The organism is Paenibacillus sp. O199 (genome assembly GCF_001636635.1).
Classification (GTDB): Bacteria; Bacillota; Bacilli; order Paenibacillales; family Paenibacillaceae; genus Paenibacillus; species Paenibacillus marchantiae.
The window spans coordinates 122,985-135,194 of sequence record NZ_LGRP01000009.1; the positions used below are offsets into that span (position 1 = coordinate 122,985).

10 protein-coding genes are annotated in these 12,210 nt (G+C 48.5%); 9 read left to right on the forward strand and 1 reads right to left on the reverse strand.

Annotated features, from left to right (window positions below; all coding sequences use genetic code 11):
- Positions 1-54: 54 nt before the first annotated feature.
- The 3 genes from A6049_RS16005 (at position 55) to A6049_RS16015 (ending at position 3,295) form a co-directional block, all read left to right on the forward strand.
- Positions 55-858: a response regulator gene (locus tag A6049_RS16005; RefSeq protein WP_063565621.1), complete on the forward strand. Its 804-nt coding sequence runs from the start codon at positions 55-57 to the stop codon at positions 856-858.
- Positions 859-995: 137 nt separating this feature from the next.
- Positions 996-2,363: a nucleotide sugar dehydrogenase gene (locus A6049_RS16010; protein ID WP_063565622.1), complete on the forward strand. Its 1,368-nt coding sequence runs from the start codon at positions 996-998 to the stop codon at positions 2,361-2,363.
- 32 nt (positions 2,364-2,395) lie between these two features.
- Positions 2,396-3,295: a hypothetical protein gene (locus tag A6049_RS16015; protein WP_240321456.1), complete on the forward strand. Its 900-nt coding sequence runs from the start codon at positions 2,396-2,398 to the stop codon at positions 3,293-3,295.
- A 127-nt stretch (positions 3,296-3,422) separates the two neighbouring features.
- Here A6049_RS16015 and A6049_RS16020 read toward each other — a convergent pair whose 3' ends face one another.
- Positions 3,423-4,295 carry a helix-turn-helix transcriptional regulator gene (locus tag A6049_RS16020; protein ID WP_063565624.1) on the reverse strand — a complete coding sequence of 291 codons (873 nt, stop codon included), beginning with the start codon at positions 4,293-4,295 and terminating at the stop codon, positions 3,423-3,425.
- 464 nt (positions 4,296-4,759) lie between these two features.
- Here A6049_RS16020 and A6049_RS16025 point away from each other — a divergent pair, with 464 nt between their 5' ends.
- The 6 genes from A6049_RS16025 (at position 4,760) to A6049_RS16050 (ending at position 11,970) form a co-directional block, all read left to right on the forward strand.
- Positions 4,760-5,941 (forward strand): LLM class flavin-dependent oxidoreductase, encoded by a 1,182-nt coding sequence (locus A6049_RS16025; protein WP_063565758.1) that lies wholly within the window; start codon positions 4,760-4,762, stop codon positions 5,939-5,941.
- 212 nt (positions 5,942-6,153) lie between these two features.
- On the forward strand, positions 6,154-7,428 hold the full coding sequence (locus tag A6049_RS16030) for an ABC transporter substrate-binding protein (RefSeq protein WP_063565625.1): 1,275 nt from the start codon (positions 6,154-6,156) through the stop codon (positions 7,426-7,428).
- A 3-nt stretch (positions 7,429-7,431) separates the two neighbouring features.
- A complete protein-coding gene (locus tag A6049_RS16035; protein WP_175383100.1) occupies positions 7,432-8,304 on the forward strand; it encodes a carbohydrate ABC transporter permease in 873 nt (290 codons plus the stop codon).
- Between the two features lie 178 nt (positions 8,305-8,482).
- Positions 8,483-9,298: a carbohydrate ABC transporter permease gene (locus A6049_RS16040; RefSeq protein ID WP_063565626.1), complete on the forward strand. Its 816-nt coding sequence runs from the start codon at positions 8,483-8,485 to the stop codon at positions 9,296-9,298.
- 114 nt (positions 9,299-9,412) lie between these two features.
- Positions 9,413-10,630 (forward strand): MFS transporter, encoded by a 1,218-nt coding sequence (locus A6049_RS16045; protein ID WP_063565627.1) that lies wholly within the window; start codon positions 9,413-9,415, stop codon positions 10,628-10,630.
- A gap of 278 nt (positions 10,631-10,908) precedes the next feature.
- Positions 10,909-11,970, forward strand: coding sequence for a cell wall hydrolase (locus A6049_RS16050; protein WP_240321458.1), 1,062 nt, complete (start codon positions 10,909-10,911; stop codon positions 11,968-11,970).
- Positions 11,971-12,210 lie beyond the last annotated feature (240 nt).

A 12,210-nucleotide genomic window follows, 5' to 3' on the forward strand; every position in this document is an offset into this window, starting at 1 on the left:
AGGCAATACAGCAGAAACAATATAGATAACCGAGGGAGAAGGGTGGAAAAGAACATGCCAAATACGGCGACATTGCAGCGTGAGGCTGCCGTTAATGTGTACCGCAGTGTAGAACAGGGATTGAAAGAAACGGGTGCCGAAACATGCGGCTTAATGTTCATCCATTGTGCAGGGCAGTCTCAGCCGGAGCAGCAGGTCAGGACACATCTGGAGCAGACCAGTGAGTCTGCCTACCAGGTCTGGCAGGATGGAGCCACACAGGCACTTGCTGTCCTGCTGCCAGGGTTGACACTGGATGAGGTTCATTATGAGGGGCTTCGCATCAAGCATGAATTGCAGGAGACGGTACCTGGTGCCGATCCGCAAATCACGCTGGCAAGTTTCCCGGCAGGTGAGCGTCCTTCAAAGGCAACCATTCAACATATGGCTGAGTCCGCCAAGCTGGTAGATCCGTCGGAGATTCATATCTACACGCTGGACAAGACGGCAGACGAGCCGGAACGAATTTTGATTGTGGATAACGATCCGACGGTACGCGAGTTTCTGCAATTGCGTCTGAAGATGCAGGGGTATGAAACCTATGAAGCGGTGGATGGACTGGCTGCACTGGAACTGATTGAGAAAATCACGCCTGATCTGGTGCTGACCGAATTGAACCTGTATGGCATTGATGGCCTGCCGTTCATTCAACATATCCAGAACCTGGATGTGGCTCAGCCGCCCAAAATCGTCGTATTAACGGAACAGCGTGTGGAACAAACGATCAGTCAATGCTTCCGCAGCGGAGTCGATGATTATATGACCAAACCGTTCTCACCTGTGGAGCTGGATGCCCGAATCAGGCGTTGCCTGCATTAAAAGCACCACAAGTAAAGCCAAGAGAAACAAATAGCCTTCATTAATTTTTATCAGACAAATAAGTACATCTACAGACAAACATCTATCAAATGGATTCGTCAATCAACCAAACAAATACACTGCCCGGAGGGAATATCATGGAGAATCAACAATTCCACACATTACTGAATGCGATCGAAAATAAAGAAGCGGTGCTCGGCGTGGTCGGGCTCGGTTACGTAGGATTACCACTTGCGGTGGAAATGGTCAATCAGGGTTTCACGGTAATCGGGATTGATCTGGATGCATCCAAAGTGGAGAGCATCTATCAGGGAGATTCCTATATTCACGATATTTCGTCCGAGGAATTGAAAAAAGTGATGCAAAGCGGCCGCTTCCAGCCTACAACGGATTACAGCATGCTGCGCGTGATCGATGCGTTGAGCATCTGCGTACCTACACCGCTCAGTGAAAATCAGGACCCGGATACGTCTTATATCGAGACGGTTGTGGATCAGATTAAACTGCATATGAAACCAGGCATGCTGATTACGCTGGAAAGCACGACTTATCCGGGTACTACCGAAGAACTGATCCAGGATGAGCTGGACAAAATCGGACATGAAGCAGGCAAAGACTACTTCCTGTGCTTCTCGCCTGAACGTGTGGACCCGTCCAACGGACGATTCACTACTTTTAATACACCGAAAGTAATCGGGGGCACAACTGAAGCTTGCCTCAAACTGGGAACAGCGTTGTATAGCAAATACGTTGAAACGGTTGTACCTGTATCTTCACCAAAAGTGGCTGAAATGTCCAAACTGTTGGAAAATACATTCCGCAGCGTAAACATTGCCTTTGTTAATGAAATGGCAATGATGTGTGACCGTATGGGCATCGATATCTGGGAAGTTATCGACGCAGCTGCGACGAAGCCGTTTGGATTCATGCCTTTCTATCCGGGCCCTGGCATCGGCGGTCACTGCATCCCGCTTGATCCGATGTACCTGTCCTGGAAGGCTAAAGGATTCCGTTTCTACAGCAAGTTCATTGAGCTGGCGCAATCCACCAATGACAATATGCCATATTATGTACTGAACAAAACATCAACCATTCTGAATGAGTACGCGAAATCGGTACGTAAATCCAACATTCTGTTGCTTGGTATGTCGTACAAACCGAATATTGCCGATTTGCGTGAATCTCCAGGACTGGAAATCTATGAACAGTTCAAGGAAGGTGGAGCCAATGTCAGCTATTATGATCCACATGCTGAATCGTTCCTGGACAAGCATGGCGAGACGGTATATAGCGAAGTGTTCAACTTGGAACAGTTCAAGAAGTACGACTGCATCGTGCTGATCACCAACCACAGCGATTTGCCTTACTTTGATATTGCCGAGATGGGCGTGCCGATTCTGGATACACGTAATGCGTTCAAAACGTATCCACATCCGCACATTTACAAGATTGGTCATTCGGTACAGCACCCTGTGCTTGAGCCAAGTGAAGCGTTGCTCGTCTGAGGAATATAACGAACAAGTGGGGCAAACTGTCGGTGAAGGCAAAATGGGCCATCTTGGCCCTGCTGTTCTGCCTGCTTCTTCTGCCCTGGCTACTCAAATGGTTTTCACATGAGGAACACAAAGCGACCTGGCTGTGGGACGCTTCCATTATTGCAGAGCAGACGCCTGAAATTATCTCCTTCTCCAAGGCGCAGGGCGTGAATACCATTTTCCTGCAAATTCAGGATGAGGTACCCGATGCGACATACCGCAAATTCATCGCGGCTGCGAGGCAGGCTGAGATCGAAGTACATGCCCTTAACGGTCATGCAGACTGGGCCTATACGGAGAAGCGGGAAGAGGGACTTGCGTTTATTGAAAAAGTACGGGCATATAATGCAGCTTCGGCCAAAAATGAACGCTTTGAGGGAATTCAGCTGGATGTTGAGCCTTATCAGCTAAAACGCTGGGAGAACGAGCAGAATAGCGTTATTGCGGAGTGGAGCGACAACATGAAGGCCTGGACCAAAGCTGGTAATGATGCCGGACTCTACATGAGTGCCGCAATCCCTTTCTGGCTGGATGCTCGCGAGTCGGCAGAAGGCGGAGGTACATTCAGCCGCTGGGTGATTGATCACTTTGATGCGGTAGCCATCATGGCCTATCGGGATCGTGGTCAGCAGATGTATGATCTGTCCAAGGAAGAGCTGGATGAAGCGGATGAGCTTGGCAAGAAGGTATGGGTTGGAGCCGAACTGGCTGATACGCATGAGGGCGATCATCTAACCTTTTTCAGCAAATCTATCACCAATATGGATGAAGAAATGAAGAAAGTGTTTGATCTCGGCGCTTCTCATTCATCTTTTGCAGGTGTTGCGGTGCATCATTATGAAGCATGGTATGCAAAGGAAAACGGAATTCCGCTGGCTCGAAAGAGCGAGGAGAAGAAGTAGCGGGTGTATATAATAGGTATATGCAGTTTAAGAAAGAGCACTGTAATATGTAATGAGGAAAAGGCAAGTCTCCGATCAAGGAGGCTTGCCTTTTTTTGCTATTCGTTAGCATGCGGATGGCGACAAATCAGCTTTTATTGTTCTCGGCCGTTCGATATCGGTTGGGTGGCAGACCCACCTGCTTTTTGAACGCTTTGGAGAAAGAAAACAGATCAGGGTAACCCACCGAATGCGCTACTTCAGTTAACGTTAACGGGGTCTGAACAAGCAACCGTTTGGCCTGATTCATTTTGAGACGTTGAATATACTGGACAGGAGACAGGCCGTAGGCTTTACGGAATTGTTTGGCAAAATGGGTCCGATCCACGCCAGCGTGAGAAGATACACCTTCCACGGTAATGCCGCCGGCAAAGTGAATATCCATGTACTCCTTGCCCTTTTGCAGCCAGGGTGTGGCAGAGTCTGGTTGAAGCACTCGGGTAGCAGGGGATTTGGCAATCCGGTCAAACAATCCGAGAAAACGGGTAAGTCGTCCCAGGTCGCTTGCGCCTCCCTGAGGTTTGCGAACCTCTTCCATAAAAGCACGCATGCCACTTGCCGTCTCCGGCGTGAGTACGCCTGAACGATGCGGCGCGTCTGGAGTAAGCCCGATTCGTGCCAAAAGTTCAGCTGCATGTTTTCCATCAAAGGCAATGAAAATTTTGTGCAAAGATTCCTTTGGGTCGGACCAGTACTCATGGGTAACCTGTGGATACAGGCAGAATGCGTCGCGGGCACGCAGGGAATAACGATGTCCGTTCTGTATGAAAGTTCCCTCGCCTTCCAGAACAAAAATTAAATAATGAAAAGGCGTCGTTCGAGGGCCGATATGATAGTTGCTCTTGGCTATATTACGACCGATTCGAATCGGCCATGCTCCACCGGCTTTCTCGAATTCAGACGGAGTAAAAAAAATAATATCCAAAAACTCGTGGTGGTCCTCCTTCATGCTCTCGATCATCAGGAACACCTCTTTAATATAAGTATAGTTTGTAATCTCTGAAAGTTTCTCTTATAACCTATTATACAGGTGGGTTTTGTAAATATTCAAGATCGAGAAGACCTATTCCTGTGAATTCACCACAAAATGACAAAATAAAATGGCCGCGAAATGACATTGATCACAGACAAATCAATTGTTATGATGTCCATACCTATTAAACCAAGTTAATTAATCGGCATTTGGAAGTGTACGTACTTATAAATTCAACTTTAAGAATTACACGGCAACGTAGGGGACAGAAAAGACCTGAAGAAGCGAAGCGTGCGCCTTTGTCACCGGATTTTCCCTTGAAAAGGGAATTAAAAGAAATCTGGGGACAAGAGTGATCGAAAGGTTTTCTGTAACCGAAGTGCTGAGTGAAACTATTCATTAGATCAATTTATGACCAGAAGGGATTGACTTGCGTGAGCGAACAGGAAGAGATGAAGTTTGGTTGGTTTTTGCCTACAGCAGGAGACGGAAAATATGTAGGAGTTGCCCCGGAGCGGGAACCGAGCCTGGATTATTTGGTTCAAGTAGCGCAGACAGCGGAGACGGCAGGTTTTGAATTTGTATTGATTCCGACAGGGGGAGCCTGTCTGGATGCGTGGGTTGTGGGTTCGGCTGTCATGAGTCACACGAAAACACTGCGTCCGCTTGTGGCCATTCGACCGGGTCTGGTCACCCCTGTATTGGCGGCGCGAATGGGAGCGGCACTGGATCAACTGTCTGACGGTCGTGCCATGATCAATGTGGTGACAGGCAGTTCGGTTCGGGATTTGGAGGAACTGGGAGATCCACTGGCTCATGCCCATGATGAACGTTATGAACGGGCGAGCGAGTACATGGAAGTGATGAAGCGTTCATGGACACAATCGGCCGGGCTCAATCTGACCGAGTTTACTGGAAGTGGTACTCAGTCGAATCAGGAAGCATCCGAAGACAATTCGGAGTTTAACGGTAAGTATTATAATTTCAAAGGTCCGGTAGGCATGCCTGAAACGGTGCAAAATCCGTATCCGCCGTTCTACTTGGGTGGAAGTTCACCGATTGCAAAGCGGGTCGCTGTTGAACACGCAGATACATTCCTCATGTGGGGCGAGCCGCATGACTGGATTCAGGAGCAGATCGAAGAAATTGAAGTCATTCGCGAACAGATCAAAGAGGAAACCGGACAAGATCGTCAGCTCCGTTACGGTATGCGGGCACAGGTACTCATTCGGGATACGGAAGAAGAAGCATGGGCGGCGGCTTGGGAGATTATTAGCAAAGTACCACCAGAGGCCATCGAAAAAGCCAAAGCAGCCTTCGCAGAGACGGATGCAACCAACCAACGCAGACAGAATGAGCTGCGGGAACTGTCCGAGAAGCAGCAGTTTGTCGTAGGTCCCAACCTGTGGACAGGTTTGTCAGTTGTACGTTCCGGCGGAGCAATCCTCATTGTGGGTACAGCAGAACAGGTCGCAGAACGATTGATGGAATATGGAGATCTGGGCGTGACAACATTTATATTATCCGGGTACCCACATTTGGAAGAAGCCGAAATTTTCGGCCGGACTGTGATGCCCATTATTCGTGAGAAGTGGAAAATAAGACAGAAGAAGCATTCAGTTACTACCAACTAAATAAGTGAAACCTTTTTTACACGGTGACGAAGAGGACAGAAAAAATCTGGAGAAGCGTAGCGTTCGCCTTTATCCCCGGATTTCCACCTTTAATTAAGTGATTTTAAAAAAATCTGGGGATAACAGCGATTGGAAGATGGTTCTGACCGCGTAGTGGTTCAGTGTAAAATCATTGTTTAACTTATATAACATCCTTCAGGAGGTCTTCTTTCATGAGAAAAAAACAAAAATATATCCTGCCCCTTGTCAGTATGCTGGTAATGTCCATCCTGCTGTCTGCCTGCGGCGGCGGGGATAACGCGGTATCAGGAGGGAACGATTCCTCCGGTTCGGGCAAAGTAACAATCAGCTTCATGCACTGGCGTGGAGAGGATGTGGAAGCATTGAACAAGACGATTGATGCGTTTGAAAAGGAAAATCCGAACATCCATGTGGAAATGCAGACTCTTCCTTCAGATCAATATCAATCTACTGTACAATCCAAAATCAGTGATGGTTCAGTTGGGGATGTATTTGCTTCCTTCCCTGGTGCACAGTTCGAGGCCTTCACCAAAGCCGGATTGTTCACTGATCTGACTGGATCGTCGTTTCTGTCTGCATACAATCCTAAGCTAATTGAAGCAGGCCAGCACGATGGCAAGCAATATGCAATTCCTTATCAACTCGTATATAACGATCCAATCTACAATGTGAAGTTGTTCGAAAAATATGGATTGACCCCGCCAACGGATTGGGAAGGCTTCCTGGCACTATGCCAGACGCTGAAAGACAACGGCATCATTCCGATTGCATTTGCTGGAGCGGATATTGGTCCAGGCCAATTCATGAATACGATGGTGATGAACAATGCACCGAGTGACGACATTTTTACCAAAGTGGAAGCCGGAGAGGCCAAACTGACGGATGAGTTTTGGGTGAAAACCTTAACTCAGATCAAAGAACTGAACGACAAAGGATACTTCCAGCAGGACGCACTGGGAACGAAAGACCCGGCAGCGGGAGCACTCTTTATCCAGGAGAAAGCAGCCATGCTGGCGAGCGGATCGTATCAGTTGGCACAGAACAAGCTTCAAAATCCGAATCTGGAGCAGAAGCTGCTTGCACCGATTACGGTGAGTGCCGATCAGGCGAAGTATGAAGGCGTTCATACGACGACATTTATGCTTGCGGTGAACAGCAAGTCCAAACACCCCGAAGAAGCGAAGAAGTTCATCGAATTCCTGAGCAATCCGGAAGTGGCTGGCGAATATGCCAACCAGACGGGACAGAATGTAACGGTGAATGATGTGAAGTACGATACACCTGAGCTCCAGGTTGCCGGAGATTGGGCGAGCAAAAAAACCGTGTTCCAGCCACGGTTCACTATCCTGAACGGAGATAATCAGAAAGCAGTAACCAACTCCATTCAGGCTGTACTGAGCGGAACTTCTCCTGAAGAAGCAGCGCAGCAGGCACAGGCGATCATTGATCAGCATATCGGGAAATAAACGATGAAGAACCGTATTCAGCTATCCCTGTTTTTGTTACCCGGGTTGCTGCTGTACGTTGCACTGTTCGTATTTCCTACATTGACGGGGCTGTTCTACTCCTTTACGGATTGGGACGGGGTATCCCCGTCGTATGCATTTGTAGGGCTGGATAATTACAAGGACAGTCTCAGCAGCATCGTATTTCGCAAAGCCTTTGGCAACAACGTCGAGTTCATGTTAACGGTTGTCATTGCGCAAACCTTTATTTCACTTGTTCTGGCGCTGCTTTTGGTACGTAACACCAAGACACGCATCGCGCTCCGGGCGCTCTATTTTCTGCCTGCGATTCTGTCCTCTGTATCGGTGGGTCTGATCTGGGCTTTTATGTACGATCCTTCGATCGGGCTGATTAACTATGGATTGAACGAGGCAGGTATGGGGAGCATGGCCCACAACTGGATTGGTGATCCGAAGATCGCCATCTACTCGATTGCAGCTGTACAAGTCTGGGCGCATGCCGGGCAGATGATGATCGTGTTTATCGCAGGTCTGCAAGGTATTCCGGCGGAGCTGTATGAAGCAGCACGTATGGATGGCGGCAGCAAATGGCAGGTGTTCCGTACCGTGACCTGGCCGCTGCTGGCACCTTCGGCAACGATTGTTGTGGCCTATACGACGATTCAATCGTTCAAGGCGTTTGACCTCATTTTCACCATGACGGACGGAGGCCCGAACTATGCTACTGAAATTTTGACAACTTATATCTATCACACCGCCTTTGGCAGCTACTCATTTGGCCTCGCTTCTGCGGGTTCGATGATCTTCCTGGTTCTGCTCGCTTTGCTGACGTTATTGCAGTTCAAGGCGCTGCGTGCCGACCGGGTAAGCTATTAACGATTGGACGGATTGATATGTTCGTGAATAGGTGAGTCGTGAGTATTCTAATTGTTAAACGAATTATTGAACGAGTTCTGGATTTCATTACGTTGAAATGACTTTAGGGCAGAAAACTTGAATGAGAACGATGGCTGAGCAGACCTAAAAGACTTAAAGAAGAAGGGAGGGGGTTCCTATGGTTTTAAAATGGTTCAATCGACTGATCCTATTGGTGTACGCCCTGTTAATTCTTGTGCCGCTGTACTTTGTATTTGTGTCATCGTTCAAAACGAGCAGCAACTTCTTCATCAGTCCATTTAGCTGGCCGGACCCGTTTACATGGGACAATCTCACTGGCATGTTCCGCAACCAGCCGATGTGGCAGTATTTCGGGAACAGTCTGGTCGTAACGCTGGGTACCGTTGCGATTGAGTTGTTGCTCAGCAGCATGATTGCTTATGCCATTGTTCGCTGGGGTGGCAGTGTGGGCAAAATTGTGTTTGCTTTGTTCGTTGCAGGTCTGATCGTTCCTTCCCAAGTGAGCATGCTGCCGATCTATTCCCTGACACGTACGCTCGGATGGTCGGACAGTCTGACAGGACTCATTGTAGTTTCAGCCGCGATGCTGATGCCGGTCTCCGTATTTATGCTGACGGGCTTCATGCGTATGCTGAATGCGGAAATACTGGAAGCGGGCAGTATGGATGGAGCAAGCGAGTGGAGGCTCTATACACGGATTGCCCTACCACTCGCCGCACCTTCTCTGGCAGCTACAGCCACGTTCCTGCTCGTTATGGTGTGGAATGATCTGCTCATTCCGATGCTGATGCTCAGCAGTAAGTCCAAGCTGACGTTACCACTCGCACTCATGCAGTTCCGCGGGGAATACGTGACCAACTATCCGATGATGCTCACCGGTGTACTGGTAACAGCCATTCCGATGATCGTGCTGTTCATTCTGCTCCAGCGTTATTTTGTAGCAGGTCTGACAGCGGGTTCACTCAAGGGGTAAGGTATAGGAAGAAGATCAACGGATATGCGTATTTTACATTGATTTCTGGATCATTCTGCATAATAATGGTTTAGTGTCAGAATGACTACATAGAGATCAAGGGAGCTATAAGACATGAGCAAACTGGAAGTATTGCGGAATCCCAAGCAGCGCAAGCTGCTGTTCAGTGCCGGCATGAGCTGGCTGTTTGATGCAATGGAAGTCGGCATGATTTCCTTCATCGTGGCTGCACTCGCCAAGGAATGGAGTCTCAGCCCTGGACAAGTCGGGGTGCTTACGAGTATCAACTCCATCGGTATGGCGCTCGGTGCATTGCTTGCGGGGGCACTTGCGGACCGTTTCGGCCGAAAGGCCATTTTGATGTGGACCCTACTGATCTTTACGATCGCGAGCGGCCTGTCAGCATTGGCGACCGGATTCGCCGTATTGTGTGTACTGCGTCTGATTGCAGGTATCGGCCTCGGCGGGGAACTGCCCGTTGCATCTACGTTGGTATCGGAGTCGATGCCTACGGCAGAACGTGGACGTGCAGTTGTATTGCTGGAGAGTTTCTGGGCAGGTGGCTGGATTGTATCGGCACTCATTGCCAACTTTGTTATCCCGGAATATGGCTGGAGAATTGCTTTTGCCATTGGCGCCGTTCCGGCGTTCTACGCGCTGTATCTGCGCCGTGCCATTCAGGACCCGCCTCGTTACAAGAACAATACCAAGATTAAGAAAATCACGTTCCGCGAGAAGGTTGCGACGGTATGGTCAGCACCTCATCGCCGTACAACGTTGATGCTCTGGATCTTGTGGTTTACCGTCATTTTCTCCTATTATGGAATGTTCCTGTGGCTGCCGTCGGTTGTTATGGCAAAAGGTTTTACGCTGGTCAAAAGCTTCCAGTACGTGCTGATTATGACGATCGCGCAGCTGCCAGGTTACTTTACGGCGGCGTATTTCATTGAGCGGTTTGGACGCAAATTTGTACTTGTCGTTTATCTTACATTGACAGCAGTAAGTGCGATTGCTTTTGGACTGGCAACAACGGAAGCGACGATTCTGACCGCAGGGATCTGTCTATCCTTCTTCAATCTGGGGGCTTGGGGCGGTCTGTATGCGTATAGTCCGGAATTGTACCCCACTTCCGTTCGTTCAACAGGTGTGGGTCTTGCTACATCGGTAGGCCGGATTGGGGGCGTGCTTGCTCCATTGATGGTTGGTATGCTGGTTCAGCGTGAGGTCGCAATCAGCCTAATTTTCACGATTTTCTTCGTGACCATCCTCATTGGCGCTGCGGCTGTGCTGTTCCTGGGCCGGGAAACCAAGGGTCTGGAACTGGCCGAATAAATGTCAATAAATACAACGCAACTTTTGTGCGGGTCTGCCTGCCTACGACTATAACGGGGTGGATAAGCGGCAGAAGGTTGATACAAGAAGAGGCATGACTATGGCGTGACCATGGGCTCATGCCTCTTTTTGATGTGTTTGGAGTGGATATTCGCCTGCGCCATCGGTCCGATAGACGTCACTTTTTCTATATCCTATAATGACACTCGGGATGTAGGGCCGTGAGGATTCAGGGGGAAGAAGTGGGATCTGGATTCAGAAAAGTGGAGGTTAATGGAATGATGAAGAACAATATTGAAATGGATCAAACGTGTGAAATGATTGAAAAGAATATGATGAATGAGAAGAATAAAATGAATGAAAAGCAAATGATGAGTGGACAGAATAGCGTGTGTGAACTGATACGTGTGATTGAGAATGTCGGTATGAATGTGATATACAGCTATAATGGAAACGATAGGATGAGTGAGATAAAAGGGAGATATGATGTGATTGATCTTACTCCTGTTAAAGAGATGAAAGAAATGAAACAGATGAAAATGACGAGCTATATCTACAGCCTAGATGAAGAGTCTAGATTAGATAACGGGGATGAGAGGCTTGATCTGCATGATTTGCACACAAGCACTGAACACATGGAACCTATTACCATTAGCCGGAAAATCACCCATCGCAGGGGGAGAAAGGCTGGCAAAAGAGCAGGACGAGTCAGTGTGCTTCTCGGTGCCTTCGCAATGGCTCTCGGTCTCACGATGGCAGCTCCGCCTGCCGGAGCACAGAAACTGGAGCAGGGCGTTCGCGGTGAACATGTACTGCAATTGCAGGAGCAACTAAGCGAACTGGGGTATTTTAAAGCTGGATTGACCGGATATTACGGTTCTATTACCAAAGGGGCTGTCCGTAAGTTTCAGCAGGCTCAAGGGTTGAGTGCGGATGGAATTGCAGGCCCGGCAACACTGAACAGACTGAACAAGAAGGCAGCAGCCCAAGGTAATACGCTGCGCCAGCTCGCGAAGCTGATCCATGGGGAAGCACGCGGAGAATCCTTTGAAGGACAGGTTGCTGTTGGCGCGGTCGTATTGAATCGAGTGCATTCGAATGTATTCCCGTCATCAATTCCGAAAGTAATTTTCCAAAAAGGGCAGTTCACGGCCATAGACGATGGACAGTTTAATACAAAACCAACCCAGACTTCCTATCAGGCAGCTCGTAAAGCCTTGAATGGCACCGACCCGACACACGGAGCGCTCTATTATTATAATCCGAAAATTGCCACTTCGTTGTGGAGTAAGAGCAGACCAACGTTGCTGACGATTGGGCAGCATGATTTTACAAGGTGAGTTAGGTTAAGAGATATTAGTAATAATTAAAATAATGGTGAACCCCGGTTGTGCGCTGCTGAATGCAGACGTGCTGCCGGGGTTCTGTTGGTTCTTAGGGGAGTAACAGGGATTACCTCCTTACCTTTAAGTCGCTCTCTAATTGACAATGATTATCGTTATCGAATATAGTCAAAGTTAATTATAAAGGGATTTCTTACTGAATATTAGGTTCAGTATGTGGTCAAACGGGGGAGAAAA

What these genes read in the sequence shown, in the direction of transcription:
- A6049_RS16005 (WP_063565621.1), top strand. Translation starts at nt 55, where the DNA reads ATGCCAAATACGGCGACATTGCAGCGTGAGGCTGCCGTTAATGTGTAC.
- A6049_RS16010 (WP_063565622.1), top strand. Translation starts at nt 996, where the DNA reads ATGGAGAATCAACAATTCCACACATTACTGAATGCGATCGAAAATAAA.
- A6049_RS16020 (WP_063565624.1), bottom strand. Translation starts at nt 4,295, where the DNA reads ATGATCGAGAGCATGAAGGAGGACCACCACGAGTTTTTGGATATTATT.
- A6049_RS16025 (WP_063565758.1), top strand. Translation starts at nt 4,760, where the DNA reads ATGAAGTTTGGTTGGTTTTTGCCTACAGCAGGAGACGGAAAATATGTA.
- A6049_RS16030 (WP_063565625.1), top strand. Translation starts at nt 6,154, where the DNA reads ATGAGAAAAAAACAAAAATATATCCTGCCCCTTGTCAGTATGCTGGTA.
- A6049_RS16035 (WP_175383100.1), top strand. Translation starts at nt 7,432, where the DNA reads ATGAAGAACCGTATTCAGCTATCCCTGTTTTTGTTACCCGGGTTGCTG.
- A6049_RS16040 (WP_063565626.1), top strand. Translation starts at nt 8,483, where the DNA reads ATGGTTTTAAAATGGTTCAATCGACTGATCCTATTGGTGTACGCCCTG.
- A6049_RS16045 (WP_063565627.1), top strand. Translation starts at nt 9,413, where the DNA reads ATGAGCAAACTGGAAGTATTGCGGAATCCCAAGCAGCGCAAGCTGCTG.
- A6049_RS16050 (WP_240321458.1), top strand. Translation starts at nt 10,909, where the DNA reads ATGATGAAGAACAATATTGAAATGGATCAAACGTGTGAAATGATTGAA.